This window comes from Geodermatophilus sp. URMC 64 (assembly GCF_053502555.1).
Genome location: NZ_CP199955.1, coordinates 102,354 through 128,201 on the forward strand (window position 1 = coordinate 102,354; position 25,848 = coordinate 128,201).

At 75.3% G+C, this 25,848-nt stretch carries 22 protein-coding genes; 7 read left to right on the forward strand and 15 right to left on the reverse strand.

Annotated elements, in window-relative coordinates:
• Nucleotides 1–844: 844 nt before the first annotated feature.
• Nucleotides 845–1,711 (reverse strand): ATP-grasp domain-containing protein, encoded by an 867-nt coding sequence (locus tag ACWIYF_RS00500; protein ID WP_448626155.1) that lies wholly within the window; start codon nucleotides 1,709–1,711, stop codon nucleotides 845–847.
• A 45-nt stretch (nucleotides 1,712–1,756) separates the two neighbouring features.
• Between ACWIYF_RS00500 and ACWIYF_RS00505 the strand changes: the two genes are divergently transcribed.
• Together ACWIYF_RS00505 and ACWIYF_RS00510 are read left to right on the forward strand one after the other, a co-directional pair.
• Nucleotides 1,757–2,395, forward strand: coding sequence for a head GIN domain-containing protein (locus ACWIYF_RS00505; RefSeq protein ID WP_448626156.1), 639 nt, complete (start codon nucleotides 1,757–1,759; stop codon nucleotides 2,393–2,395).
• A 35-nt stretch (nucleotides 2,396–2,430) separates the two neighbouring features.
• Nucleotides 2,431–3,375: a nucleoside hydrolase gene (locus ACWIYF_RS00510; RefSeq protein WP_448626157.1), complete on the forward strand. Its 945-nt coding sequence runs from the start codon at nucleotides 2,431–2,433 to the stop codon at nucleotides 3,373–3,375.
• A gap of 10 nt (nucleotides 3,376–3,385) precedes the next feature.
• On the opposite strand, the gene ACWIYF_RS00515 is transcribed toward ACWIYF_RS00510, so the two are convergent.
• The 4 genes from ACWIYF_RS00515 to ACWIYF_RS00530 form a co-directional block, all read right to left on the reverse strand.
• Nucleotides 3,386–4,411, reverse strand: a complete 1,026-nt coding sequence (locus ACWIYF_RS00515) for a fatty acid desaturase family protein (RefSeq protein ID WP_448626158.1) — start codon at nucleotides 4,409–4,411, stop codon at nucleotides 3,386–3,388.
• Between the two features lie 160 nt (nucleotides 4,412–4,571).
• Nucleotides 4,572–5,294: an ANTAR domain-containing protein gene (locus ACWIYF_RS00520; RefSeq protein ID WP_448626159.1), complete on the reverse strand. Its 723-nt coding sequence runs from the start codon at nucleotides 5,292–5,294 to the stop codon at nucleotides 4,572–4,574.
• A 47-nt stretch (nucleotides 5,295–5,341) separates the two neighbouring features.
• The gene (locus ACWIYF_RS00525) at nucleotides 5,342–6,049 is read right to left on the reverse strand and encodes a GAF domain-containing protein (protein WP_448626160.1); all 708 of its coding nucleotides are present in this window, start codon (nucleotides 6,047–6,049) and stop codon (nucleotides 5,342–5,344) included.
• A 10-nt stretch (nucleotides 6,050–6,059) separates the two neighbouring features.
• Nucleotides 6,060–6,755, reverse strand: a complete 696-nt coding sequence (locus ACWIYF_RS00530) for a GAF and ANTAR domain-containing protein (RefSeq protein WP_448626161.1) — start codon at nucleotides 6,753–6,755, stop codon at nucleotides 6,060–6,062.
• 131 nt (nucleotides 6,756–6,886) lie between these two features.
• On the opposite strand from ACWIYF_RS00530, the gene ACWIYF_RS00535 reads away from it, so the two are divergent.
• The gene (locus ACWIYF_RS00535; protein WP_448626162.1) at nucleotides 6,887–7,414 is read left to right on the forward strand and encodes an ATP-binding protein; all 528 of its coding nucleotides are present in this window, start codon (nucleotides 6,887–6,889) and stop codon (nucleotides 7,412–7,414) included.
• A 2-nt stretch (nucleotides 7,415–7,416) separates the two neighbouring features.
• On the opposite strand, the gene ACWIYF_RS00540 is transcribed toward ACWIYF_RS00535, so the two are convergent.
• The gene (locus ACWIYF_RS00540) at nucleotides 7,417–8,058 is read right to left on the reverse strand and encodes a flagellar brake protein (protein ID WP_448626163.1); all 642 of its coding nucleotides are present in this window, start codon (nucleotides 8,056–8,058) and stop codon (nucleotides 7,417–7,419) included.
• Nucleotides 8,059–8,289: 231 nt separating this feature from the next.
• On the opposite strand from ACWIYF_RS00540, the gene ACWIYF_RS00545 reads away from it, so the two are divergent.
• The gene (locus ACWIYF_RS00545) at nucleotides 8,290–10,158 is read left to right on the forward strand and encodes a putative bifunctional diguanylate cyclase/phosphodiesterase (RefSeq protein ID WP_448626164.1); all 1,869 of its coding nucleotides are present in this window, start codon (nucleotides 8,290–8,292) and stop codon (nucleotides 10,156–10,158) included.
• A gap of 26 nt (nucleotides 10,159–10,184) precedes the next feature.
• The gene (locus ACWIYF_RS00550; RefSeq protein WP_448626165.1) at nucleotides 10,185–10,631 is read left to right on the forward strand and encodes a YdeI/OmpD-associated family protein; all 447 of its coding nucleotides are present in this window, start codon (nucleotides 10,185–10,187) and stop codon (nucleotides 10,629–10,631) included.
• Between the two features lie 25 nt (nucleotides 10,632–10,656).
• Here ACWIYF_RS00550 and ACWIYF_RS00555 read toward each other — a convergent pair whose 3' ends face one another.
• Nucleotides 10,657–10,893 (reverse strand): hypothetical protein, encoded by a 237-nt coding sequence (locus tag ACWIYF_RS00555; RefSeq protein ID WP_448626166.1) that lies wholly within the window; start codon nucleotides 10,891–10,893, stop codon nucleotides 10,657–10,659.
• A 126-nt stretch (nucleotides 10,894–11,019) separates the two neighbouring features.
• Here ACWIYF_RS00555 and ACWIYF_RS00560 point away from each other — a divergent pair, with 126 nt between their 5' ends.
• Nucleotides 11,020–12,288: a diguanylate cyclase gene (locus ACWIYF_RS00560; protein WP_448626167.1), complete on the forward strand. Its 1,269-nt coding sequence runs from the start codon at nucleotides 11,020–11,022 to the stop codon at nucleotides 12,286–12,288.
• 10 nt (nucleotides 12,289–12,298) lie between these two features.
• On the opposite strand, the gene ACWIYF_RS00565 is transcribed toward ACWIYF_RS00560, so the two are convergent.
• The 6 genes from ACWIYF_RS00565 to ACWIYF_RS00590 form a co-directional block, all read right to left on the reverse strand.
• Nucleotides 12,299–13,105 carry an NYN domain-containing protein gene (locus tag ACWIYF_RS00565; RefSeq protein ID WP_448626168.1) on the reverse strand — a complete coding sequence of 269 codons (807 nt, stop codon included), beginning with the start codon at nucleotides 13,103–13,105 and terminating at the stop codon, nucleotides 12,299–12,301.
• The gene (locus ACWIYF_RS00570) at nucleotides 13,102–15,195 is read right to left on the reverse strand and encodes a putative bifunctional diguanylate cyclase/phosphodiesterase (protein WP_448626169.1); all 2,094 of its coding nucleotides are present in this window, start codon (nucleotides 15,193–15,195) and stop codon (nucleotides 13,102–13,104) included. Before ACWIYF_RS00570 ends, ACWIYF_RS00565 begins: the two co-directional genes overlap by 4 nt.
• Before the next feature lie 137 nt (nucleotides 15,196–15,332).
• A complete protein-coding gene (locus ACWIYF_RS00575) occupies nucleotides 15,333–16,952 on the reverse strand; it encodes an acyl-CoA dehydrogenase family protein (RefSeq protein WP_448626170.1) in 1,620 nt (539 codons plus the stop codon).
• Between the two features lie 387 nt (nucleotides 16,953–17,339).
• A complete protein-coding gene (locus tag ACWIYF_RS00580) occupies nucleotides 17,340–18,656 on the reverse strand; it encodes a hypothetical protein (protein ID WP_448626171.1) in 1,317 nt (438 codons plus the stop codon).
• Between the two features lie 669 nt (nucleotides 18,657–19,325).
• Nucleotides 19,326–20,540, reverse strand: coding sequence for a DUF222 domain-containing protein (locus ACWIYF_RS00585; RefSeq protein ID WP_448626172.1), 1,215 nt, complete (start codon nucleotides 20,538–20,540; stop codon nucleotides 19,326–19,328).
• Between the two features lie 81 nt (nucleotides 20,541–20,621).
• The gene (locus tag ACWIYF_RS00590) at nucleotides 20,622–21,899 is read right to left on the reverse strand and encodes a competence/damage-inducible protein A (RefSeq protein ID WP_448628718.1); all 1,278 of its coding nucleotides are present in this window, start codon (nucleotides 21,897–21,899) and stop codon (nucleotides 20,622–20,624) included.
• 168 nt (nucleotides 21,900–22,067) lie between these two features.
• Between ACWIYF_RS00590 and ACWIYF_RS00595 the strand changes: the two genes are divergently transcribed.
• The gene (locus tag ACWIYF_RS00595) at nucleotides 22,068–22,595 is read left to right on the forward strand and encodes a hypothetical protein (RefSeq protein WP_448626173.1); all 528 of its coding nucleotides are present in this window, start codon (nucleotides 22,068–22,070) and stop codon (nucleotides 22,593–22,595) included.
• A 20-nt stretch (nucleotides 22,596–22,615) separates the two neighbouring features.
• Here the strand turns inward: ACWIYF_RS00595 and ACWIYF_RS00600 are convergent, their stop codons facing one another.
• Together ACWIYF_RS00600 and ACWIYF_RS00605 are read right to left on the reverse strand one after the other, a co-directional pair.
• Complete coding sequence (locus ACWIYF_RS00600) at nucleotides 22,616–24,085, reverse strand: serine/threonine protein kinase (protein ID WP_448626174.1); 1,470 nt, start codon at nucleotides 24,083–24,085, stop codon at nucleotides 22,616–22,618.
• Nucleotides 24,086–24,174: 89 nt separating this feature from the next.
• On the reverse strand, nucleotides 24,175–25,797 hold the full coding sequence (locus tag ACWIYF_RS00605; RefSeq protein ID WP_448626175.1) for a protein kinase domain-containing protein: 1,623 nt from the start codon (nucleotides 25,795–25,797) through the stop codon (nucleotides 24,175–24,177).
• Nucleotides 25,798–25,848 lie beyond the last annotated feature (51 nt).

Consider the following 25,848-nt stretch of genomic DNA (forward strand, 5'->3'; position numbering starts at 1 on the left):
TGCTCGGCAGCTCGCGGAGGACGACGGGGCCGTCGGGGCGCGGCGGAGCGGGCGGCTCGGGCGCCAGCGAGATCACCCGGACGGAACTGCCCCAGGCGAGGTGCGCGCCGTCGGGACCGGCGCCCCAGAGCGCGAGCCGGCGGACCAGGCCGCGCAGGCGGCCGGGACGGCGGGCCGGCGCCGCATCGGGTGCCGGGACGGCGGCCGGCCGGGCAGCGCGCCAGGCGAGGTACTCCCCCTCGGGGCCGGCGCCCCAGAGCGCCGCGCGGCGGGCCAGCCCGCGCAGGCCGCCCGGCAGCGCGACAGCGGGAGCGGGGACGGACGCGGGGGCCGGGGCGGGGACGGGCACGGCCGGCGCCGGCGCGGAGGACCGCAGCGGCGGCACGGGCCGCAGGGCGACGCCCCGCGCGGAGCGGTAGGCCACCGAGCGCCGGGGGCGCTGCGGCTGCCGGGGCAGCATCGCGTCGGCGCGGTCGAGCACGTCGAGCAGGCCGGCCAGGGACCGGTCCGCGTCGGAGGAGGACGGCACGAGCGGTGCTGCGGCCGGAGAGCGCGTCTCGCCGTTCATGCCGTCCTCCTTTCGACGTCCTGACCGCGGCTGGGGAAGGTGCCGCGGACAAGGAGAAAGGTAGGGAGCGGGGCGCGTTTTCTCGGCGGTTTTCCGACGCCGCTTGACCGCGCGTGACCGAACCGTTGCCACCGCCCGGAAATGGGTGCGATGACCCGTTCTTCCAGCGGTTTCCTTGTCGACAATCCGCCCGTTTCCCCGCGGGAGAGGGCCATTTCCGGCTGTGGTCACCTCGCCGGCTCCGGGACACGCGCGGCGTGTCCGGGAATGACGGAGCTACCGGCGCGCGGCGATGGCGGCGGCGAGCCGCTGCGCGGAGCCGGGCGCGACCGGGAGATTGAGGCTCGGCTCGGTCAGCTCGACCTCGAGCACGAGCGGGGCGCCGTCGTCCCCCGGCACCAGGTCGACGCGCGCGTAGAGCGGCACGATCCCGGTCCGCGCGCGGACGGCGGCCAGGACGGCGTCGCCGACGGCGAGCTGCGCGGCGTCGGCCGTGCGCGCGGTGATCGTCTCCGCGGCGAACAGGCCGGGTCCCAGCGGCGCCCCGGCGAGCAGCGCGCCCTTGCCGAACGCGTGGCTGTACTCGCCGTCCAGGTAGACCAGCCCGGTCTCCCCCTCGTCGTCCAGCCGGGCGAGGTAGGGCTGCACCATAACCGGCCGCCCGCCGGCGAGGATCCGCTCGGCGAACGGGCGCGGGTCCTCGCCGGCCCGGAAGCGGGCGGTGTCGCGGGCGCCGGCCGACACGACCGGCTTGACGACGACGTCGCCGGCCCAGCGGTCCAGCGCGGCGGCCAGCTGCCCGTCCTCCGCGGCCCACGCCGTCGGGACGACCGCCACCCCGGCCTCCGCCAGCTCCGCCAGGTAGCGCTTGTCGGTGTTCCACTCGAGCACCGCGGCCGGGTTGTGCAGCCCGGTGGCCGCCTCGACCGCCCGGGCCCAGGCCAGGAAGTCGTCGCGGCGCGGCGCGTAGTTCCACGTCGAGCGCACCACCACGAGCTCGGCCGCGGCCCAGTCGACGGACGGGTCGGCCCAGTCGGCGGCCGCGGCGGTCAGGCCGGCGTCGGCGAGCGCGGCCACGAGCAGCGGCTCGTCGTCGTCCAGACCCCGGGCGTCGGCGCAGCTGGCGAGGAGCACGTGCGGCATGCACGAGATCCTCTCCGGCGCCCTCCGGCGGAGGAGCATGCACCCATGCGCGGGGCGTGGGTAGCGGCAGCCGTGGTCCTCCTCACCGGGTGCGGGCTGACGTCGTTCACCGGCGATCCCGGTCCGGCGCGCAGCGAGGACCGCCCGGTCGAGGCGGTGTCCGGGGTGGAGCTGGCGACCAGCGGGGAGCTGGTCCTGACGACCGGGGACACGCCGTCGCTTCGGATCACGGCGGGGGAGAACGTGCTCGACCAGCTGACCAGCGAGGTGCGCGACGGCCGGCTGGTCCTCGACGCCGAGCGGTCGGTCGGGGACCTCGGCGACGTCCGCTACGAGCTGGTGATGCCCGCGGCCGCGACCCTGGAGGTGTCCGGCTCGGGGACCCTGCGGGCCGAGGGGCTCGACGTCGACGAGCTGCGGGTGCGGCTCTCCGGCTCGGGCACCGTGACCCTCGACGGCCGCGCCGGCCGGCAGGTGGTGGAGGTCGACGGCTCGGGCCAGTACGACGCCCGGCAGCTCGACAGCAAGGTCGCGGACGTGACGATCTCCGGCTCCGGCTCGGCGGACGTCGAGGTCAGCGACTTCCTGGTCGCGGTCGTGACCGGCAGCGGCACGGTCACCTACGGCGGCGGCCCAGAGGTGGAGCGCCACGTGGACGGCAGCGGCAGCGTCGAGGAGCGCTGAGCCGCCGACGAGGGCCCGTCTGGTGGGATGAGCGGGTGGCCCGCACCCCGCTGGTGATCGACACCGACCCCGGCATCGACGACGCCCTCGCGCTGCTGCTCGCGGTCGCGAGCCCGGAGGTGGACCTGCGGCTGGTGACGACGGTGCACGGCAACGTCGAGCTGGCGCAGACGACCGAGAACGCCCGGCGGGTGCTGCACCTGGCCGGGCGGGCCGACGTCCCGGTCGCGGCCGGCGCCCACTCCTCGCTGGTGCACCCCCAGGCCGAGCGCGCCGGGCACGTGCACGGGGCCGCGGGCCTCGGCGGGGTCGAGCTGCCGCCGTCCCCCGCGCCGCTGGACCCGCGCCCGGCCGTGGTGGCGCTGGCCGACCTGCTGCTGTCCTCACCCGAGCCGGTCACCGTGGCCACCATCGGCCCGATGACCAACCTGGCGCTGCTGCTCGGCGTCTTCCCCGAGGCGGCGGAGCGGATCGGCCGGCTCGTGGTGATGGGCGGGTCCGCGGCGCTCGGCGGCAACGTCACCGCGGCGGCGGAGTTCAACGTCTGGGTCGATCCGGAGGCGGCCCAGGCGGTGCTCACCGCCGGGCTGCCGACCACGATGGTCGGCCTCGACGTCACCGTGCCCACCGTCCTGACCGAGGCGGGCATCGCCCGCTTCGCCGCCGCCGGCCCGGTCGGCGCGACCGCCGCGGCGATCCTGCGGCAGTACCTCGACCACGCCCGGACCTCCTACGGGACCGCGGGCGTGGTGGTGCACGACGCGCTCGCCCTCACCGAGGCGATCGTCCCGGGCACCGTCGGCACCGTGCGGCGGTCGGTGGTCGTCGACACTACGCTCGGTGCCGGCCGCGGGCAGACCCTGGTGGACCGGCGGACCGTGTCCGCGGCACCGGGCGCCGTCGAGGTCGCCGAGCGCGTCGACAGCGAGGCCGCCGTCGAGTTCCTGGTGGAGCGGCTGATCGGGCTCAACCGGCGGTGAGCCGGCGCGCTCAGGCGCGCCCGGGCTCCCCGACGTCGTGCAGGTGCTGCAGCACCTGGCCGTAGGAGTCGAGCAGGCCCGTCTCGGCGTACCGGACGCCGCGTTCGGCGCAGAACCGCTCCACGAGCGGCTTGGCCCGGCGCAGGTTCGGCCGGGGCATGCTCGGGAAGAGGTGGTGCTCGATCTGGTAGTTCAGGCCGCCGAGCAGCCAGTCGGTGAACCGGCTCCCGCGCACGTTGCGCGCGGTCAGCACCTGCCGGCGGAGGTAGTCCTTCTCCTCCTCCTCGGTCAGCGGGGGCATCCCCTTGTGGTTCGGCGCGAACGAGCAGCCCATGTAGAAGCCGAACACGGCCTGGTGGACGGCGAGGAACGCGAGCGCCTGCCAGAAGGAGAGGACGACGAAGGGTGCGCCGACGAAGGCCACGAGGTGGACGGCGAGCAGCGCACCCTCCCGCAGGCGTGCCTTGACCGTGCCGTCGCGCAGCGCCGCGAAGCTGCCCACGTGCAGGTTCAGGCCCTCGAGCAACAGGATGGGGAAGAAGACGGCGGCCTGGTGCCGGGTGAGCCAGGCGAGCAGGCCGGTGCGGCCCTCGGCCTGGCCGTGCAGGAACACCAGCGGACCGGCGGGCGCGACGTCCGGGTCGAGCTCCCCGTGGTTCGGGTGCGCGTGGTGCCGATTGTGCTTGTCGAGCCACCAGCCGAAGCTGAGGCCGGTCAGCAGGTTGCCGAGCACGATCCCGAGCAGGTAACTGCTGCCCCGGGTGCGGGTCACCTGCTTGTGCCCGGCGTCGTGGCCGAGCATGGCGACCTGGGTGGACAGGACGCCGAGGACGGCGGCGGTGAGCAGCTGCCACCAGCTGGCTCCGATGAACACGAAGGCCACCCAGCCGGCGGCGAACAGCCCCAGCGTCAGGGCGAACTTCACCACGTAGTAGCCGGTCCGCCGTTCGAGCAGGCCGGCCGCCTTGATCCGGGCGGACAGGTCGGCGTAGTCACTGCGCGCGCCGCGGCGCACCGGTGCTTCGAGGGTGGTCAAGCGGAGGTCTCCTCAGCGCGGAAAGACACGCGCCGGGGCCGGGGCGCTCGGGCCGTGTGGCCCGGCGGTCATCCGGTTCCGCGCGGGAACCGGACGCCTGCTGCGCTTTCCACGATAGGCGCATTCCCCCGGGACCGCCGGACGAGCAGGGAAGGGCCGGTCAGGACCGGAGGAGCACCCGTTCGTCCACCCTGCCCTCCACCACGGCGGCGGCCACGCCGGTCAGGGTCAGCCCGTGCCGCCGGGCGTGCGACCGCATCCGGGTGAAGGCCTCGGCCACGCTGATGCCGGAGCGCGCCGCCAGCACCCCCTTGGCCTGCTCGATGAGCACCCTGCTGTTCAGCGCGCCCTGGAGCTGCTCGGAGAGCACCGTCTGGTCATGCAGGTTCCGCTCGTGCAGCAGCCCGATCGTCGCGACGTCGGCCATCGCCTGCCCGACCGCGACGTCCGACTGGCTCAGGGCACGGGGTTCGGCGGTGAACAGGTTCAGCGCACCGATCACCTGGCCGCGCAGCCGCATCGGCAGGGCGTGCGTCCCGCCGAACCCTGCGTCGAGAGCCATGCGGCAGAACCGCGGCCACCGGCCGGCGGCGGCGGCCAGGCTGATGTTGGCCTGCGGGGCTCCGGTGACGAAGCAGTCCAGGCAGGGGCCTTCCTGGACGTCGAGCTGGAACTGCTCCACCTCCCGGGCCGGCTCCGTGGTGGCCGCGACCAGCTGCAGGTCGCCTCGTTGATCGGCGAGCATCAGACCCGCGGCGTCGGCGTCGAGCAGCTCGACGCACCGGTCGGCCAGCACCTGCAGGAAGTCGACCGCGTCGAACTCCTCCACCAGGGTGTCGGCGAGTTCCACGAACACCTGCGCCAGCCGCTCGGATCCGGCCATGCGACCCTCCCGTCCGCCTCTTCACGACGGTCCGCCCGACCACGTCGTTACCCGTGTATACGTCCCTCGTCGTCCCCGGAGAAGCGCACCGCTCCGGAGAGCACATCCGTGGCCACCGCGGTGATGGGTCGCTCGGCCGCGTAGGCGCGGGCCCGGAGCAGGGCCAAGGCCTGCCTCAGGGGAACCCCCGCCTGCACCGAGATCATGCCGGTGGCCTGGTGCACCTCGGCGCGGTCCTCGAGGACGGCGATCGTGCCGATCCCGGCGTCCGTCCGCAGGTGGAGCAGGACGGTCGTCGCGACATCGGCGAACGAGAGCGCTTCAGCGAACTCGGCGTCGGACAGGCCCTCGGGGCGCTCCCGGCAGAGATCGAGACTGCCGAGGCGGATCCTGCCGATGACCAGCGGCAGCGCGAAGACGGCGGCGATCCCGGCGTCCAGGGCGCCGGCGCAGAACACCGGCCACCGCGCCGGGCCGGTCCTGGCCAGATCGGGCTGCAGGACCGGGCGCCCGCCGCGCACCGCGTCCACGGAGGGCCCCTCTCCCAGCGTGAACTCCAGCTCCTCCATCAGCGCGGCCCCCCGGCCGCAGACGGCGACGGTCAGCGGCGGGCCCGGGTCCCTCGCCAGCACCAGGGCTACGCCGGTGCCCGGAAGGGCCCGGGCACAGGCGTCGGCCAACCGTCCAGGCAGGCCGTCCGCGCCGGCACCGCCGGCGAGGAGGCTCGACAGGATCGCACTGGCCCGGGCGGACATGCGCTGCCCTTCAGCGGGGCTGGTTCTCCCGGGTCGAGGCGACGATCCCCGTCGCGATGTCCCGCAGCTTGCGGTTGTAGCGCTGCGAGGCCTCGCGAAGGATCTCGAACGCCTGCTCGGCGCCCACGTGCCGCTGGGCCATGAGCACCCCCTTGGCCTGCTCGATCACCGCCCGCGACTCCATGGCGAGCCGCATGTGGCGCGCCTGCTCGCCCAGCTCGGCGTGCGCGGTCGCGTTGACGACGGCGACCGCGACGAACTCGGCCACGTCCAGGGCGGCCCCCAGCGACTCCGGCGAGTCGAACGCGCCCGGCTCGGTGGAGTAGTTGTTCAAGGCCCCGATGCTGATGCCCTGGTAGGGCAGCGGGACCGACAGCGAGCTGCGCACGCCCTGCTCGGCGACCCGCTCGCAGTAGTGCGGCCAGCGTCGCTCGGTGCGCATGTCGTCGATGCGCAGGACCACACCGCCGCGGCCGGCGTCGAGGCAGGGGCCGGACCCCTCCTGGTACTGCAGCTCGTCGGCGGACAGCGCCATCTCGCCCGAGTACGCCGCGGTGTAGCCCTTGTCGTCGCGGACCAGCGTGATGGACGTCGCCTCGGAGCCGGGGATGCCGCGCACCGCGATCGACGTGATCTCGGTGAGGACGTCGTGCAGCGTGCGGTTGGCCAGCACCACCCGGCTGAGGTCACGCAGCAGTTGCTCCACGGTGCCGAGTCTGCCAAGAGCCCCCCGGATCCGGGCCCCTTCTGCGCGGCGCGGTGCGATCGGCGAGGATGGGTGTCGGCCGGCCGCGTCGTGCCCGGCCCGCCTGCGGAGCGGACGCAAGGGGGGAGGCGATGGCTCTGGAGCCGAGCCGGGACCCCGATCCCCCCGTGACCTGGCCGTGCGTCCCGGTCCCCTCGGTGCCCGGCGACGTCTGGCACTGGCAGCTGTCGTCCCTGTCGGTCGTCTCGCGGGTGCGGTCGGACCTGCGCGCGCGGATCGCGCACCCCTCGGTGAGCGCCTCGTCCACGGACGACGCGCGTGACGGGCTGCTGCTGGTCTTCGAGGAGCTGGCGTCCAACGCGATGCGGCACGGCGGCGGTGACGTCCGCGCGCTGGTGATCGCCGGCCCCGACGGCTGGCTGCTCGACCTCAGCGACGAGGCCCCGGACCGGCCGCCGATCCCCGCCGTCGACCGCGATCCCGCGCTCGGCGGCATGGGGCTGCACCTGGTCGCCCAGCTGTCGGTGGACTACGGCTGGGAGCGCCGGCCGGGCCGCAAGCACGTCTGGGCGCGGCTGCCGTCCGGCCGGGAGGAGCTCGAGAGCGCCCGCGACCAGCTGCCCGAGCCCCGCTCCCCCGAGATCCGCTGGCGGGACTGAGCTCAGTCGCTCTGCCGGGCCCGCTCCTCGCGCAGCGCCTGGAACACGCGGCGGCGCATCCGGTCGCCGTCCTTCTCCGGCAGGTCGAGGAAGCGGACCGACAGCAGCCAGCGGGCGCCGCGCGCCTGCATGCGCACGACCTCACCCTTGTTGCGGACGGCGGGGCCGTCGCCCAGGTCGACCACCAGGTCCAGGCTCGCGCCCTCCTCCGGCGGGACGCCGAAGCCCTCGCAGGCGATCCGCATCCCGGCCTCGCTGAGGTCGATGGACTCCCCGGTCAGCTCGGTGCTGCCGTAGCCCACCTCGACGGGCAGCGCCACGCGGGCGCGCACGGCCTGGCGGCGCTGGCTGACCTCCGACGGGCCGGTGATCTGCAGCCGCCAGCGGGGCGCCGCACCCGCCTCCGCCTGCAGCACCTCGGCGGGCAGCGCGCGGGTCTCCTCGCCGGCCTTCCAGAAGACCTCGACCTTGTCGCCGGTCGTGGCCACGACCTGCTCGACGTACTCGCTGACCGACGGCCGGACCGTGAGGACGCCGTCGCCGACGAACTCCACGCGCGTGCTGACCGAGATCCCGCGCCCGGTGAGCGTGACCTCGGCCTCGGTCTGCTCCTCCGGATGGTCGACGCCGGGTTCGCTGGTCATGGGTCCTCTCCGATCTGCGGTTCCGGGATCCGGGTGACGCACCGGGCCCCGCGGTGACGAACCGTAGTCGCCGCGACGGTCGCCCGCCTCCGTCCCCCGCCCGGCGCGCCGCCCGGCCGCGTCACTCGCGTCCCGCCGGTCCCTGCGGGCAACCACCGCACGGCCCTCCCTCGGGAGGGGGAGGTCCGCTCCACCGTTCAAGTACGGAACTGACTCGACCGATAGGACGGCGTGCTCAACGTCCTGCCGACGCGCCTGGCCGCGCTCCTCCCCGAGGGACGGCTGCTGCCCGAACCGGTCTGGCAGCGCCGTCACTCCATGATCGTCCGGATCGCCGGGATCCAGGCGGCCGGGCTCGGTGTGATGTCGCTGCTGACCGGCGCATCGCCGCTGGTCGCGCTCTGCAGCACGCTGGCGCTGCTGCTGCCGCTGCCCCTCGCGCTGCCGGACGAGTTCGGCCGCAAGCTGCGCGCGGCCGCCACGACGGTGAGCCTGGTCGGGGGCGCCGTCCTGCTCGTGCACCTCATGGCCGGCATCACCGAGTCGCACTTCTCCTTCTTCGTCGTCGTCGGCGTCGTCTCGCTGTACCAGGACTGGACGCCGTTCGGCGTGGCGCTGCTGCTGACCATCGCGCACCACGGCGTCATGGGGACCTGGCATCCGCACGAGGTGTTCGGCACCGCGCAGGCCCAGGCGCAGCCGTGGGTCTGGGCCGGCATCCACGGCGCGTTCGTGCTGGCGGCGAGCCTGGCCAACCTCGCCGCGTGGCGGCTCAACGAGCAGCAGGGGCTGCGCGACCCGCTCACCGGCCTGGCCAACCGCACGCAGCTGCTCGAGACCGCCTCCGCGCTGCTGCAGCGGCGCCGTGAGCCGGTCAGCGTCCTGCTGCTCGACGTCGACGACTTCAAGGACGTCAACGACACCCGCGGCCACTCCGCCGGCGACCAGCTGCTGCTGGCCGTGGCCGGGCGCCTGGCCGGCTGCGTGCGGCCGGAGGACCTGGTCGCCCGCCTCGGCGGCGACGAGTTCGCCGTCGTCATGGGCGCCGGGCCGCAGACCGCCCGCGCCGTCGCCGCCCGGATCCTGGCCGCCTTCGGCGACCCGGTGTCCCTCGACGGGCGCACCGTCGTCGTGCACGTGAGCATCGGTGTCGCCGACACCACCACCCCCGGCGAGCGCAGCGCCGAGGCGCTGCTGCGCAACGCCGACCTGGCGATGTACCTGGCGAAGGCGCAGGGCAAGCACCGCGTCGTCGTCTACGCCGACGGCATGGCGCAGGAGGCGCGGGGCAAGGCCGAGCTGGTCGAGAGCCTCGCGCGGGCGCTGCCCGAGGGCCAGCTCGCGGTGCACTACCAGCCGGTGGTCGGCCTTCCCGCCGGCGAGGTGACCAGCTACGAGGCGCTGGTGCGCTGGCAGCACCCGGAGCGCGGCCTGGTCTCCCCCGCGGACTTCATCCCGCTGGCCGAGGACACCGGCCTGATCGTGCCCATCGGCGCCTGGGTGCTCACCGAGGCCGCCCGCCAGGCCGTCACGTGGTCGCGCGAGGCCGGCCGGCCGATCGGGATGGCGGTGAACCTCTCGCCCCGCCAGCTCGCCGACGACGACGTCGTCGCGACCGTCGCGGCCGCGCTGGAGGAGACCGGCCTGCCCGCCGTCCAGCTGACGCTGGAGGTCACCGAGAGCGTGCTGGTGCAGGACATCGAGCGCGTGGTCGACCGGCTGCGGGCCCTGCGCACCCTCGGCGTCCGCATCGCGATCGACGACTTCGGCACCGGCTACTCGAGCCTGTCCTACCTCCGGCGGCTGCCGGCGGACACCATCAAGATCGACCGGAGTTTCGTCACCGACCTGGCCCAGGACGGCGCCTCGCGGACCCTCGTCTCGTCGATCATCGAGCTGGCCCGCAGCCTGCACCTCGACGTCGTCGCCGAGGGCGTGGAGGACGTCGCCCAGCGCAGCGTGCTGCAGTCGTTGCAGTGCTCGCACGCGCAGGGCTTCCTCTTCGCCCGGCCGCGGCCGGCCGCCCAGCAGCGGCCGGGACTGCTCGACGGCGCGATCCCCGCGCCTCGGGCCGCCGTGGACGCGCCCCTTCCGGCCTGACGCCACCGGCGGCACACTCCCCCGCCATGAGATTCCGGACGACGGTGGAGCTCGGCGGCCGCACGGCGACGGGCATGCGGGTGCCGCCCGAGGTCGTCGAGGCCCTCGGCGCGGGGAAGAAGCCGCCCGTCCGCGTGACCATCGGCGGGCACACCTACCGCAGCACCGTGGCCACGCGCGGCGGCGTGTACCTGCTGCCGATCAGCGCGGAGAACCGCGCCGGCGCCGGCGTCGCCGCCGGTGACGAGGTCGAGGTCGACGTCGAGCTGGACGACGCACCGCGCGAGGTGACCGTGCCGCCGGATCTGGCGGACGCACTGGCCGGCGACGCGGCGGCGCGGGCGGCCTTCGAGGCGCTGCCCTACAGCCACCGGCAGCGGCACGTGCTCGCGATCGACGGCGCCAAGGCGCCCGAGACCCGCGCCCGCCGCATCGACAAGGCGCTCGCCATGCTGCGCGAGGGCCGCCGCTGACCCTTCCGGCCGCTCAGGCCGCTGCTCAGGCTCGGTCGGCCACCCCGGCGCCGGCGTGCTCGTGCCGGGCGCAGTGGGCGCAGCAGTAGAACTGCCCGTCCACGACGACGCCGTGGCCGATCACCTTGCACCCGCAGTGCTCGCAGACCGGCGCCATCCGGTGGATCGCGCACTCGAAGCTGTCGAACGTGTGCCGCTCCCCGGCGGCGACCACCTCGAAGCTCATGTCGTAGTCGTTGCCGCAGACCTCGCAGACCGCCATCGCCCCTCCTCGCCGCTGTGGCCCGGTCCTTCCCCGCCACCGGTCCCGGGACACCCGGCAAGGGGGCCTCACCCGCGAGGGGTGGGCGGCGCTCAGGCTCGCGGGCCGGCCTGCCGATGGGGAGGTGTGCTTCCCTCCGTCGTCCACCGCGGCTCCGCGGTGCTGCGCCGGGGCGTCGCCGTCCACGCGGACCCGGCCGACGTCCCGGCGTCCGACGTGCCCGCGACGGGCCGGCGGGCCGACGAGGAGCTCTCCGAGCGCGCCTCCCTCCGGGAGCTCATCGCGGCCGCGCCCGAGCTGCGTGCGGAGCTGCACCAGCGCGGCCGCGCGTCGGCGCTGCTCATCGTCACCTTCGCCGCCCTCGTGCTGCCCGCCTGGACCGGCTTCGACGTCCTGCTCGAGCCGGAGCTCGTGGGCCCGTTCGCGCTGGTCCGCCTCCTCTGCGCCGCGCCGATGCTGGTCGCGCTGTGGCTGCTCTGGCGGCACCCGGTCGGCCGGCGGCACCCGCAGCGCATCACGGTGGCGGTCCTGACGCTGGTCCAGCTCGACATCGTCTGGATGGCCACCCAGGTGACGCACGCAGAGGCCTACGCCATGGGCCTCTCGCTGGCGCTGTACGGCAGCGGGTGCATCCTCTCCGGCCGGCCGCGCTGGACCGGCGCGCTGGTCGCCGTGACCGCCCTCGCCTTCGCCGGGGCGGCGCTGCTGGGGCCCGAGCCGATGTCGCCGCAGACCCTGGGGATCGTCGGCTACTACCTGGCGACGGCGTCCCTGATCTCCGTGGTGGCGCACGTGCTGCGGCAGCGGATCGCGGTGCGGGAACTGCGCGCCCGCGTCCGGCTGGAGCGGGAGCAGGAGCGCACCCGGGGCCTGCTGGCCCGGCTGGACCGGCTCAGCCACGAGGACCCGCTCACCGGGCTGGCCAACCGCCGCCGGTGGGACGCCGAGCTGTCCACCGGGTGCGCCGAGGCGCGCGAGCGCGGCACCGGGCTGGCCGTCGTCCTCCTGGACATCGACCACTTCAAGGACGTCAACGACCGCCACGGGCACGCCGGCGGGGACGAGGCGCTCCGGCAGGTCGCGGCGCTGCTGCGCCGGTCGGTGCGCGGCACCGACCTGGTGGCGCGGCTCGGCGGCGACGAGCTCGCCGTCCTCATGCCGGGCGCCGACCTGGCCCGCGCCGCCGAGCTGGCGGAGGCGGTGCGCGCCGCGGCCGCCGAGCTGCAGCCGACCGGCTTCGCGCCGGGCGAGGTGAGCCTGTCCCTGGGCGTCGGCGTGGCCGCCGGGTCGCGCGCCTACCCGCTGGAGCTGATGGCGTCCGCGGATGCCCAGCTGTACCGGGCCAAGATCACCCGCAACAGCGTCGGCGCGCCGACGGCCGAGCCCGCCCGCTGACCCGCCGCGCTCAGCCGTTGCGGCGGGCGGTGAAGCCGCTGACGAACTCGCGCAAACCTCGCGTCGGCCGCAGCCACGCGCCGTCCGGCGGCAGCGCGTCCAGCCGCACGCGGTCCAGCGGGGCGGCGAACGCGCCGGGCACGTCCTCGATGTCGATGAACTCGAGCAGGTCGGAGCTGATCGCGTAGCCGGCGACCTCGCTGAAGGCGACGACGACGACCTGGGTGCCCTCCCGCGCCAGCTCCTCCAGCGGCTCGGCGAAGTTGCGCCCGTCGCCGGAGAAGACCACCAGCCGGCGCAGCCGGTGGCTGTGCGACCGGACGGTGATGTGGTCGAGCATGTCCTGGTCGATGTCGTCGTCCGGCTGCAGCTTCGGCCGCGCGAAGACGGCGAAGCCGAAGCTCCGCAGCGCCTCCACCCACCGCTGCAGGCTGCCCACGACCGGCGGGATGTTGGCGAACACGCACGCCTCGACCTCGGACGCGTCCGGCCCGTCCGGATCCCCGGCGCCCTCCACGAACCAGGCGGCGATCGCGTCGAACCGCGGGCGGGTCTCCGCCGTGGGGCGCGCCCCGATCACCGTCGACAGGGTCATGTCGATGTTCGGGGCGTCCCAGATGAGCAGGTCCAGCGGCGGGCGGGGCCGGCCGTCGCCGGGCGCGGATGCCGGCCGGGCGGCCAGGTCGGGGCTGTCGAGCACCTCCGCAGTGTGCCCGCCGCCGGTCAGCACGGTGGCGGGCAGGTCGATCGCCGTCCGTGGGGGCCCGGCCGGCGCGCTGGCCCGGCGGACGCGGCGGCGTGCGGGCCGGTCGATCACCTGGCCGCGCCCTCCACGAGCGCGCACCGGTCGCCGCCGGCGGCCTGGACGGCGCGCACCCAGCCCGGGATCTCCGCCGCCGGCATGGGCTGTCCCAGCAGCCAGCCCTGCGCCAGGTCGCAGCCGGCCGCGCGCACCAGCCGCAGGTGCTCCGGGGTCTCCACCCCCTCGGCCACCGAGCGGATGCCCAGGGTGCGGGTGAGGGCCACGATCGCGGCGAGGACGTCGCCGGCGGCCGGGGTGGACACCCGCTGGGCCGCGGTGAGCAGCGACCGGTCGATCTTCAGCGTGCCGATGGGCAGCGCCAGCAGCTGCGCGAGGGACGACCAGCCGGTCCCGAAGTCGTCGATGGCCACCCGGACACCGAAGGAGCGCAGCACGGAGAGCTGGTCCTCCGCGCGGGCGGGGTCCTCGGCCAGGCTGGTCTCGGTCAGCTCGAGGGTCAGCTGCTCCGGGGGCAGCCCGGATTCCCGCAGCGCCGACCGCACGTCGCGGACCAGGGTCTCGGTGGCGAAGTGGCGGGCGCTGATGTTGACCGCGATGCGCAGCGGCAGGCCGTCGGCGGCCCACTGCGCGGCGTTGCGGCTGGTCTCCTGCAGCAGCCAGCGGGTCATCGGGATCAGCTGGCCGGTCTCCTCGGCCACCGAGAGGAAGGCGTCCGGCGGGAGCAGGCCGCGCTCGGGGTGCTGCCAGCGCACGAGGGCCTCGACGCCCTCGATCGCCCCGGAGTCCAGCCGCACCACCGGCTGGTAGTGGACGACGAGCTGGCTGATGGCGCCGTCGCGCAGCCGGGTGGCCACCTCCAGCCGCCAGCGCGCGGCCTCCCGCAGCCCGGGCGAGAACAGGTGCACCCGGTCGCGGCCGGAGGCCTTGGCGGCGTACATGGCCGAGTCGGCGTCGCCCAGCAGGCCGTGGGCGTCGGCGCCCCGCTCGGCCACCGCCACCCCGATGCTGGCCGACAGCGGCACGGCCAGCCCCTCGGCCGGGAAGGGCGCCGCAAAGGAGTTCTGCAGCCGGAACGCCAGGGCGGCCGCCTCGGAGCTGTCCACCGCGCGGGCCAGCACGAGGAACTGGTCGCCGGCCAGCCGGCCGACGGCGTCCCCGGGGCGCACCTGCTCGACGAGCCGGTAGGCGACCTGGCGCAGCAGCGCGTCGCCGACCTGGTGGCCGAGGGAGTCGTTGATCGTCTTGAACCCGTCGAGGTCCAAGTGCAGCAGCGCCGTCGTCCCGCCCTCGCGGTCCTCCAGCGCCTCGGCGATCAGCTGGAGCATCCGGGAGCGGTTCGGCAGACCGGTCAGCTCGTCGTGGTCGGCCTGCCAGGCCAGGGCCTGCTCGGTGCACACCTGCTCGGTGACATCGATGTGGCTGACCACCACGCGGCGGGAGGAGTCGACCCGTGCGGCCTGCAGGCGGTACCAGCTGAGCGTGGCACCCATCCGGTGCGAGTACTCGTGGTCGAAGGTCGGCGGGTCGTCGCGGTCGTCGGCCATGAGCCGACGCAGCCCGGCGGTGATCGCCGCGTGGTCCGCCGGCTCCAGGCCCCGGGCCATCACCTCGAGGTAGTCGTCCCCGACGCCGCCGGGAATGACACCGTTCTGCTTCAGCACCTCGCCGTCCGCGGTCCAGGCCCGGTTGACGGTGAGGATGCGACCGTCCTCGCCGACGAGGACGGTCGCCGCGGGCAGGGACTCGAGGATCGCGGTGAGCTGGCCCATCTCGGCCGTGCGCGCCTGGTCGACCCGGCGTCGCTCGTCGATGTCGCGGACGAACACCGTGACGCCGTCGGCATCGGTGTTGGCGCGGACCTCGTACCACCGCTGCGATGCCTCGTGCAGGTACTCGAAGGCCCGCGGCCGGCCGTCCTGGGCCACCGTGACCAGCTGGTCGGCCAGCAGCGTGCCGCGGATCTCCGGTCGGCAGCTCGCGATGGTGCTACCGACCAGCTCGTCGGCGGGGGTCCGGAGGAGTCGCTCACCGGCCGGGTTCACGTAGGTGAAGCGCCACCGGCGGTCCAGCCGGAACACCGCATCGGGGATGGACTGCAGGGGGTCATGACGGACCGGTGGCCGGTCGACGTCCCGAGACTCCACGCTGCCCGCTCTCTCGTTCCCCCTGCGGCGCGTCGGAACCTGCGCCGCGGAGAGCGCGGCACGCCCGACCTGAACGGCGCCGGCGACAGTCGAGTGCGACCGACGCACCCCCGAGAGTAATGCGACCCCACGCTGTCTCACACGGGTGTGATCCGCGCCCGCTCGACGATCGCCCGCGTCCCGGTCCCGGCCGGGAGGGTGCCGAGGACGGCGCCCCAGTCGCCGCCCAGGCGGGTGGCGCAGAACGCGTCGGCGACGGCGGACGGCGCGAACCGCAGCAGCAGCGAGCCCTGCAGGCACAGGGCCAGCAGGCCGGCGACTCGACGGGCACGCAGCGGCAGCTGGTCCGGTTCGCCCAGCTCGGCGGCGAGGCGCTTGACCGCCTCGTCGAAGCGGGGGTCGGCGCCGCGGGCGAGCTCGATCTCGGCGGTGACGGCGGCCAGCGAGTCCGCGTGCCGGCCCATGGCCCGCAGGACGTCGAGGGCGATGACGTTGCCCGAGCCCTCCCAGATGGAGTTCAGCGGCGCCTGCCGGTAGAGCCGCGGCAGCCCGGACTCCTCGACGTAGCCGTTGCCGCCGAGCACCTCGAGCGCCTCGGCCACGACGGCGGGCGTCCGCTTGCAGACCCAGAACTTCGCCGCGGCGCCGGCCAGGCGCAGGAAGTCGGCCTCGCCGCCGTCCAGGGCGGCGGCCAGCCGGATCGCCAGCGCCGTGGCCGCCTCGCTCTCGACGGCGAGGTCGGCGAGGACGTTCTGCATGAGGGGCTGGTCGGCGAGCAGGGCGCCGAACGCGCGGCGGTGGTCGGCGTGGTGGATCGCCTGGGTGAGCGCGGCCCGCACGGTGGCGGCCGAGCCGAGCACGCAGTCCAGCCGGGTGACGTTGACCATCTCGATGATCGTGGGGACGCCGCGTCCCGGGTCGCCGACCAGCCAGCCCGTCGTCCCCTCGAACTCGACCTCGCTGGAGGCGTTCGAGCGGTCGCCCAGCTTGTCCTTGAGACGTTGCACGTGGAACACGTTGCGGCTGCCGTCGGGCAGCACCCGGGGCACGAGGAAGCAGGAGACGCCCTCGTCGAGCTGGGCGAGGACCAGGAACAGGTCGCTCATCGGCGCCGAGGTGAACCACTTGTGCCCTGTCAGGGCGTAGGTGCCGTCGGGCTGCGGGACGGCGTGGGTGGTGTTGGCCCGGACGTCGGAGCCGCCCTGCTTCTCGGTCATGCCCATGCCGGCGACCAGTCCGGGCTTGCTCGTGGGCTCGGCCAGCCCGAAGGCGTACTTCTGCGCCGTCAGCCCCGGCTCGTAGCGGGCGGCCAGCTCGGGGGCGCGGCGCAGCGCCGGGACGGCGGCGTAGGTCATGGTGACCGGGCAGCCGTGGCCCATCTCGACCTGCGTCCAGCCGAGATAGCCGACGGCGCGCCGGACGTGGGCGTGCTGCTCCTCACTCGCCCAGGGCGCGCCGGCCAGGCCGTGCTCGATCGCCGTTCGCATGAGCTCGTGCCAGGCCGGGTGGAACTCGACCTCGTCGATCCGGTGACCGTAGCGGTCGTGGGTGCGCAGCTTCGGCGGGTTCTCGTTGGCCAGCCGGCCCCACTCCTGCGCCTGCTCGCCGCCGGCCAGCCGGCCGAGCGCGGCCAGCGACTCCAGGGCCGGCGCGTCGGCGTGCCGCAGGCAGGCCTCGGCGAGGGCGGCGTCACCGGCGATGGGGTCGTGGCCCACCAGGGGCGGGACCTGGTTGGTGACCTCGTGGGTGGCGCTCATGTGGCGCACGTTACCGGCCGGTAGGCGGGCCGGGTACCGCTCGCCGAGGCTGCTGCGAACCGGGCCGCTCGCTGCCGCCCGGCCCCGTGAAACCCGGGCGGATGCGAGTGGCGGGCGGGTCCGCTCGTGCCCGTCCGGCCCCGTGAAACCCGGGCGGACACGGTGCGGGCCGCTCCGGGGTGGCTGCTCGAGCTGCCCCGTGACAGTTCGGGCAGCCACCGCCGGTTTCCCGGGAGGAGGGGCGCGGCGACGAGCAGGCTCAGGTCAGCGTGCGGAGTCCCTCCCCCCGGGCCGTCCGTGCGCGAGCGCGAGCGGACGGCCGTGCGGGGATGCGGCCGGCCGCTGCGCGCGTGGGATCACGCGGGCAGGGACCGGCCCGAGGGACGGTCAGTCAGGCGAGAAGGACGGCTCGGGATCCGAGCCGCAGACGAGCGCGCGCACCGGTCCGGGAGAGACCTGGTGGCCGAGCTCAGGAGGCCGCGTCGCCGAGAACAGGGCCGCCAGCAGGGCCGGGGCGCTCCAGCCGGCCCCAGACGCAGACGGCGCCTGGGTCGACGACGGGACGCCGTCGGGCACGGTGGGTGCGACCGGGGTCGGGACGGCGGGTGCGCTCTGGCGGCTGCCGTCGTCCGGCGTGGCGGTCTTCGCAGCACTGTCGCGTGGGGTCGTCGGCACGACGGTGGCCGGCGCGAACAGGGTGGTCGAGAAGGCCGCGGCGCTGATCACGGCGGCTGGTGTCGTCACGACGGAGACCGGAGGAGTGACCGCCTCGACGGCCGGCACCGCGGCCTCGACGACCGGGGGCAGAGCATCGGCGACGGCCTCGAGAACCGGGGTGGCAGCCGGGGCGACGGGGGCGATCACCGCGACCAACGGCGGAACCATGAGGCTGAGGACCTCGCCGACAACCGGGACGACCGGGTCCAGCACCGGAGGCAGAGTCTCGAGCACCGGTGGCACGACACCGACCACCGGCGGGAGCGTCTCCAGCACCGGAGGCACCGTCTCCAACACCGGCGGCACCACACCCACGACCGGCGGGACGGTCTCCAACACCGGCGGCAGCGTCTCCAGCACCGGAGGCAGCGTCTCCAGCACCGGAGGGGCGGTGTCCAGCACCGGAGGCAGCGTCTCCAGCACCGGAGGGGCGGTGTCCAGCACCGGAGGCAGCGTCTCCAGCACCGGAGGGGCGGTGTCCAGCACCGGAGGCAGCGTCTCCAGCACCGGAGGGGCGGTGTCCAGCACCGGAGGGGCGGTGTCCAGGACCGGCGGCACCACACCCACCACCGGCGGGACGGTCTCCAACACCGGAGGCAGGCCCTCGAGCACAGGTGGCACGGCACCGACCACCGGCGGCACCCTCTCCAAGACCGGCGGGACGGTCTCCAACACCGGAGGCAGGCCCTCGAGCACAGGTGGCACGGCACCGACCACCGGCGGCACCCTCTCCAAGACCGGCGGCACCCTCTCCAAGACCGGCGGCACCCTCTCCAAGACCGGAGGGACGGTGCCCAGCACCGGCGGCACCACGCCGACTACCGGCGGGATGACCTCCGCGCCGGGCGGCACAACCGGGTCCCCCACATCGATGACCGGCTCGGCGGTCTCGATCACCGGCGCAACTGCGTTGACCACCGGATCGATGGCCTCATCGAGCGTTGGGCCAGCTGTCTCCACCACCGGCGTCACGACGGGCTCGACCACCGGGGCCACCCGGTCGATCACCGGAGGGACGCCCTCGTCAGGCTGAGCAGACGGCGTCTCCGCTGGCGGTGTCACCGTCTCAGCCGGAGGTGTCACGACCGCGTCGGCCACCGGCTCGAGCACGTCAGCCGCCGCTGGCGCCGCCGGCTCGGCGACCGGCGCCACGGCCTCATCGACGGCCGGCGGGACGGCGTCTGTGACCTGCCCGAAGGTGTCGGTCACAGCCGGGTCCGGCTCGGCAGGCGGAGGCGGCGCCTCCACCGGTGGCGCAGACGTGGCCTCCGACACCGAGTCCGTGACCGTCCGGGTCACCTCGGACGCGGGTGCTGGGGCGTCCGCAGCCTCGGCGGCTGCGGCGGCCGCCTCAGCTGGCGCGGGCGCGGGCTCAGGAGGTGGCGGGGCGGGGTCGGCGGAGGGTGCTGCGTCTGTCACGACGTCGACCGCGCCGGACACCCCGGGGAGTGGGTCGTCGGCAGCGCGGGCGGTACGGCCCGTCGCGAGCAGGAGCAGCAAACCGCCGGCCGAGAAGAACACGAGCAGAAGCACGCGTCGGGCCCAGGGCCAGCGGGACAGAGCCCGCCAGTCGCAGACGCCCGACGGCTTGGGCATGCCCCTTCAGTACTCAGGTCGGTGCGCGGGGAAACCCGCGAGGGCAGGTTCTTCGGCGTATCACCCGGCGCGCGAGAGCCCTGGGTCGTCGGCCGGTCGCCGGAGGGTGAGGATCTCGGTGCCGTCGGGGCGGTAGGTGTGCCACCGGCCGGCGGTATCTCGCTCGATCCGGAAGCCGTGGTGCACCTGGGTGTGGTGCCGCTCGCACAGCAGCCCGGAGTTCTCCAGGTCGGTCTCGCCGCCGAAGAGCCAATGAATGACGTGATGAACCTCGCACCAGTGGTGCGGGGCCCCGCAGCCGGCGAATACGCAGGTCTCGTCGCGGAGTTCGACGGCCCTGCGCAGGCCCGGGGTGACCAGCCGCTGAGCCCGGCCCAGGTCGAGCAGCTCACCCTCGGCGGTGCGCAGGTAGCGGCGCAGCTCGGCGTCGCAGGCCACCTGCCGGGCGCGGGCGGCGGAGACCACCCCGCCGAACATCGCCTCCGCGGCGCCCCGGCCCACGGCGGGATCGGCCAGGTCGGCGGAACCGATCTTGACCGCGACCTGCGGTTTGACGGTGCGCAGCAGCGGCAGGGTGCCGCAGCCGAGGTGGATGTCGGCCAGCTGCACCAGCGCGTCGGCGTTCCGCTGCGGCTGGGTCCGCGCATCCCCGGCGGGCCGGTGGGCCTGCAGCAGCGACTCGATCGCCGCCTGCAGCTTCTCCATGCCGAGGGCGTCGAGGTGGAAGCGGCCGGTGCCCGAGCCGTCGGCGTGCTTGGCAAAGGACAGGAACCGCTCCTCGGTCGGATCGGGCTCCGGGCCGTCCTCGTCGAGCCGCTCGAGCAGGGTGTGCACCAGCCGCACCAGCTCCTCGTGCTTGTGCCCGGCGGCGAAGCGGGCGAGCACGCCGGCGATGCCGGCCAGGTCGCCGTCCCGTTGCGCGATCAGCGCGGCCGCCCGCGGCCCGGTGATCCTGGCGATCACCGCCACCTGATCGGCGGTGAGCTCCCCGGCCGCGTGCGCCGCGGCCACCGCGGGCAGCTGCTCCAGCGCCCGCCCGTTGCGCACCACCTGCGACGCGGCGGCACCCGAGAGCCGGCAGTGCCCGCGCAGCCACGACTGCGCCGTGGCCATCCCGTCCCCGGCGAAGGCCTGCCGGTTGTCCGCGACGCGGACCGTGCGCGCCAGCTCGGCGTCGATCCGGTTCCGCTCGGCGACCAGTGCCCGTGTGCGGTCGAGCAGCTCCGGCGCGGTCAACCCGTGCAGGTCGCCGTCCTGCAAGTGACTCGAACACATGTGCGAAGAATATCGACGAAAGGGAACGCCCGCGCCGAATCCCCAGGTCAGACCGCTGCCACAGTTGTGGCGGAGGCCTTGTCAGGCGGGTGGTCCACCCAGTAGGAGGACCCGCAGCAGGTGCATCGCCATCACCACGGAACGGGCGCGGACCGCGGAGCGTGACCCGGGCAGCCGGAGCGACTTCACCTGCCGGCCGTCGGGGCCGACGGCGCACAGGTGCACCGTGCCGACCGGCTTGTCCGGCGTCCCCCCGCCGGGGCCGGCGATCCCCGTGATGCCGACGCCGATGTCCGCGCCGAAACGGGCACGGGCGCCCTCGGCCAGCGCGGCGGCGACCTCGGGGCTGACCGCCCCGTGCTCGGCGAGCAGGTCGGCCGGGACGTCGGCCAGCCGCTCCTTCGCCGAGTTGGCGTACGTGGTGAGGCCGCCGAGAACCCAGGCCGACGAGCCAGGCCGCTCGGTCAGCCGCGCGGCGAGCAGGCCCCCGGTGCACGACTCGGCGGTGGCGACGGTCAGCCCACGCTCGGCGAACCCCTGGGCGACCAGGTCGTCGAGCGACGGCCCGCGGGAGAACAGGGTGTCGCCGAAGTCCTCCTCGACCGCGGCGATCAGCCGCTCGTACGCCGCCTCCGCCTCCGGGGCGTAGCGCGTGACGATCTCCAGCTCGCCGTCCCGCAGGCATGTGGTGATCTCCAGGCCGCCGAGCTCGGCGTCGTGCGCCCGCAGGGTCGCGGCCAGCTGTGACTCCAGCGTCCCCCACAGCCGCAGCGTCTCCTGACGCAGCTCCTCGCGGCCGGCCAGCGCCCGCTGGGTCGGCTCGGCGGCCACCGCCGCCGCCCACATGCCCTGGAGCTCGGCCGGCGGACCCGGGAGCACGAGCACCGTCGGCCCGCTGCGCCCCTCGGCGGGCGGGACGACGAGGCCGGGCGCCGTCCCGACCGGCTCGAGCACGGTCGCACCCGCGGGCACCAGCGCCTGCTTGCGGACGCCGGCCGCCGTCGCCTCCGGATCGGCTCGCCACCCCCGGCGGGCCATCAGCCGCTCGACGATCCCGCCGATCCGCTGTTCGAGCGCCGGGTCGACCGCTGACGGCCGGCCCTGGTAGTCCCCGACCACCTGGGCGGTCAGGTCGTCCGCGGTCGGGCCGAGCCCGCCGGAGGTGATCACCAGCCCGACGCCGGTGCCGGCGAGGAACTCCAGGGCGGAGCGGACGTCGTCCGGCCTGTCCCCCACGACGATGACGTGACCGACGTCGACGCCGAGCTCGCGCAACCGCTCGGCCAGCCACGGCCCGTTCCGGTCGGTCACCCGCCCGGTCAGCACCTCGGTCCCGGTGACGACGACTCCGGCGCGCATGCCCACGCGGCGACCCTAACGGGGACGGTCGGTCCGTATGCGGACAGGAGCGACGCACCCGACGCGCGGCGGACGTTCCCCGGGACGACGACCGTGCCGTGGCTAGCGTCCGCACACGCAGCGGCCCCGAGGACGGGCCCGTCCAGCAAGAAGGCCAGGAGGACCCGCGTGTCCCTTTCCCCACCTCCCCCGCGCACGACGGCCCACCGCACGGTGCGGCTGACCCACAACAGCGTCCGGGACGACGCTCCGCCCCGCACGCCCGCCGACGTGCAGCCCACCGGCCCCGTCGACGGCCTGCCGCGCCCGCCCCGGCCGGCGCCCGGGGGCTTGCGGGTCCGGCCGCGGCGGGGCACCGCCACCGTCCGCGTCCTCGTCCTCACGTCGGCCGTGCTGCTGGAAATCGGGTTGCTGATGGGCGCCGGCCGGGAGGCGCGGCTCTGGACGGCGGCACCGCTCTGGGCCGCCTTCGCGACCGTCGCCGTCCTGCTGGGGGCGCTGGCCGCGGCCCGCTCGCGTCAGTTGCGCAACGACCGGGCGTGGAAGACCGCCGCCGCGGGGCTGACCGGTCTCGCCGTCTTCTGGGTGGTGGTGGTCCTCCCGGAGGTCACCGCGAACCGCGGCTTCCTGCTGACCGCGGCGCTGGCCTGCCTCGGCGTCGCGCTCTGGATCGCCCCGGGGGACCGCCAGGCCTGAGCGCGGCGCGGGTTCGGGCGTCAGCGGTTCCCGCGCCCGTTCCCGTTCCCCTTGCCGTTCCCTCCGGCGTTCCCCTTCCCGTTCCCGTTCCCGTTGCCGTTGCCGTTCCCGTTGCCGCGGACGGGTCGGTCGTCGCCGCGCGGGGCCGGCGGGGGCGCCGGCGCGGGGGCCGCCGCCTCCACGGGGGCAGCCTCCACCGGGGCAGCCTCCACCGGCGCGGCCGGATCCGACGCCGGCGGGACGGTGCTCGACGGCGCCGGAGCGGCAGGCGCGACGGCGTAGGAGACGGTGACCAGGTCACCGGGCTGCAGCGCCCCGACCGGGTCCAGCGCGAGGACCGTCCCCGCCGGCGCCGACGACGTCTCCACCGGCGCCCGGGCGACCCGGAGGCCGAGGGCGGCCAGGTCGGCCTCGACGTCGTCCACCGGCCGGCCGACGTGGTCCGCCGAGCGCAGCACGACCCCGGTCGCCGGCGCGGCCTCGGCGACCGCCGGGCCGACCGGCTGGGGTGCCGACTGCAGCGCGCCCACACCGATCCCCGCGCCCGCGAGCAGGGCGCCGGCGAGCAGCGCGCCCACGGGCGCCAGCACGCGCCGCCGGCGCCTGCCGCCGGGGCGCCCCCCGGTCGCGAACCGCCGGGTCGGCGGAGGCACCGGCCGCCCGGCCAGCACGTCGTCGACCGCGTCGCGGAACGCCGCGCCGTCGGGGAACCGCCCGGCCGGGTCCTTGCACAGCGCCCGGGCGACGAGCGCGCGCACCGGGCCGGGCACCTCGACCGGCAGCGGCGGGGGCTCCTCCCGGATCTGCCGCAGCGCGATCTGCACCGGCGTCCCGCCGTCGAAGGCACGGTGCCCGGACAGGCACTCGTAGCCGATCAGACCGAGCGCGTAGACGTCGCTGGCCGGACCGCCACGACCCCCCTCGGCCTGCTCCGGCGAGAGGTACTGCGCGGTGCCGACCACCTGCCCGGTCTGCGTCAGCGGCACGTCGGAGGCGGACCAGGCGACGCCGAAGTCGGTGATCCGCACGACGCCGTCCGTGCCGACCAGCAGGTTGCCCGGCTTGACGTCGCGGTGCACGACCCCCGCGGCGTGCGCCGCGGCCAGCCCCGCGGCGGTCTGCCGGAGGACGTCGAGCGTGCGCGGGACGTCGAGGCGACCCTCCCGCGCCAGGACGGCGGCCAGCGACTCGCCGTCCACCAGTTCCATGACCAGGTAGGCCAGGTGCTCACCGGTCGCCGCCGGGGCCTCGCCGTAGTCGAAGACCGCGGCGATGTTGCGGTGCGCCAGCAGCGCCGCGTGCTGGGCCTCGGCGCGGAAACGGGCCAGGAACGTCGGGTCGCCGGTGTACTCGCTGCGCAGCACCTTCACCGCGACCGGCCGGCCGAGCACGAGGTCGCAGCCACGCCAGACCTGACCCATGCCGCCGGTGGCCAGCAGCCCCAGCAGCTCGTAGCGGCCACCGAGCGGCGGCCCGCCCGGTGCGACCACGCACGCCTCCCCTCGAGCGACCGGCTCCCAGCCTGCCCGCGGGCGCCGCTGCCCACACCTGGGCCCCACGGACGGGGGACATGGCAGGTTCAGTCGTCGGCGCCGTCGGGCCCGCTCGTGCTCGGTGTCGAACTGCTGGCCGGCGGCGTGGAGGAACCGCTGCCCGACCCCGTCCCGGAGCCCGACCCGGACGACGACGACGACGCGGTCGGGGACGGGTCGTCGGTCGGGGTCGTCGGGTCGCCCTCGAGGGACGGCGGCGCCGTGGTCGTCGTGGTCGCCGGCGTCGTGGGGGTGGTGGGGTCGACGGCCTCGGAGCTCACGCTGTCGGACGTCGTCCCGTCCGCCGGGGCCGGTGCCTGGTCGCCGAGCACCGCTGTCTCGTCCTGCGGCACGCGGGTGCTCGTGTCCTCGCCGGGCGCGCGGGCGTAGGAGACGACGACCGGGTCACCGGCCGACAGCTCCTGACCCACGGGGCTCACGTCCGTGACGTTTCCCGGCTGGGCGGCGGGATCCACCACCGGCTTGAGCTGCACCTCGAGGCCGCGCCGGGTCAGCTCCGTGACGACGTCGTCGACCGGCCGGCCCACGTAGTCGGCCGCGGTGAGGACGATCCCCGGGCTCTCCAACTTCTTGGTGGCGGCGGCGGGTGCCGAGCCGCCGTCGTCGGACGCGCGCTGCAGGAACAGGAAGCCGATCGTCGCGCCCGCCACCAGGACGAGGACGGCCGCCAGCACGAGGGCCATCGACCGGCGCCGGCGCACCGGCGGGCGGATGGTGTGCGCCGCGGGGGTGAGCTGCGTGGGCGCGTGGTCGGCCCCCGGGGGCGGCACCGCCGCGGCCGGCCGGTCGACCGCGACGGTCGGCGGCTCGCGGCCGGCGATGGTCTCCTCGATCGCGTCGACGAAGGCCGCGCCGTCGGGGTAGCGGGCGTCCGGATCCTTGTTCAGCGCCTGGCCGATGAGCGTGCGGACACCGCGCGGGAGGTCCTCGGGCAGGGGGTCGGGGTTCTGCCGCACCTGCTTGAGCGCGATGGTCACCGGGTTGTCGCCCTCGAACGCGGCGTGGCCGACCAGGCACTCGTAGCCGACCAGGCCGAGGGCGTAGACGTCGCTGGCCGGGGTGGCGTGCTTGCCCTCGGCCTGCTCCGGCGAGAGGTACTGCGCGGTGCCGATCACCTGGCCCGTGCGGGTGAGCGGCACGCTGCCGGCCGACCAGGCGATGCCGAAGTCGGTGATCTTCACGCTGCCGTCGGGCCGGACCAGGATGTTCCCCGGCTTGACGTCGCGGTGCACCATGCCGACCCGGTGGGCCTCGGCGAGGGCGAACGCGGTCTGGCGCAGCACCGAGAGGGTCGCCGGGATGTCCAGCGGGGCCTCTCTGCGCAGCACCGCCGACAGCGGCTCGCCCTCCACCAGCTCCATGACCAGGTAGGCGAGGGTCTCGCCGCTGCCGTCCTCGGCGACCACCTCGCCGTAGTCGAAGACGGCGGCGATGTTGGGGTGCGAGAGCGAGGCGGCGTGCTGGGCCTCGGCGCGGAACCGGGCCAGGAACGTGGGGTCGCCGGTGTACTCGCTGCGGAGCACCTTCACCGCGACCGACCGGCCGAGCAGCTCGTCGTAGCCGCGCCACACCTGGCCCATGCCGCCGGCCGCGATCAGCTGCTGCAGCTCATAGCGGTCGCCCAGGCACCGACGTCCTGGTTCGACCACCGTGGGTCACTCCTCGCTGTCCGGCCCGACCGTCTGCGGGCCGCCCCCACT

What these genes read in the sequence shown, in the direction of transcription:
- ACWIYF_RS00525 (WP_448626160.1), bottom strand. Translation starts at nt 6,049, where the DNA reads ATGTCCGCCCGGGCCAGTGCGATCCTGTCGAGCCTCCTCGCCGGCGGT.
- ACWIYF_RS00555 (WP_448626166.1), bottom strand. Translation starts at nt 10,893, where the DNA reads ATGGCGGTCTGCGAGGTCTGCGGCAACGACTACGACATGAGCTTCGAG.
- ACWIYF_RS00590 (WP_448628718.1), bottom strand. Translation starts at nt 21,899, where the DNA reads ATGCGCGCCGGAGTCGTCGTCACCGGGACCGAGGTGCTGACCGGGCGG.
- ACWIYF_RS00520 (WP_448626159.1), bottom strand. Translation starts at nt 5,294, where the DNA reads ATGGCCGGATCCGAGCGGCTGGCGCAGGTGTTCGTGGAACTCGCCGAC.
- ACWIYF_RS00505 (WP_448626156.1), top strand. Translation starts at nt 1,757, where the DNA reads ATGCGCGGGGCGTGGGTAGCGGCAGCCGTGGTCCTCCTCACCGGGTGC.
- ACWIYF_RS00575 (WP_448626170.1), bottom strand. Translation starts at nt 16,952, where the DNA reads ATGAGCGCCACCCACGAGGTCACCAACCAGGTCCCGCCCCTGGTGGGC.
- ACWIYF_RS00535 (WP_448626162.1), top strand. Translation starts at nt 6,887, where the DNA reads ATGGCTCTGGAGCCGAGCCGGGACCCCGATCCCCCCGTGACCTGGCCG.
- ACWIYF_RS00585 (WP_448626172.1), bottom strand. Translation starts at nt 20,540, where the DNA reads ATGTGTTCGAGTCACTTGCAGGACGGCGACCTGCACGGGTTGACCGCG.
- ACWIYF_RS00550 (WP_448626165.1), top strand. Translation starts at nt 10,185, where the DNA reads ATGAGATTCCGGACGACGGTGGAGCTCGGCGGCCGCACGGCGACGGGC.
- ACWIYF_RS00540 (WP_448626163.1), bottom strand. Translation starts at nt 8,058, where the DNA reads ATGACCAGCGAACCCGGCGTCGACCATCCGGAGGAGCAGACCGAGGCC.
- ACWIYF_RS00500 (WP_448626155.1), bottom strand. Translation starts at nt 1,711, where the DNA reads ATGCCGCACGTGCTCCTCGCCAGCTGCGCCGACGCCCGGGGTCTGGAC.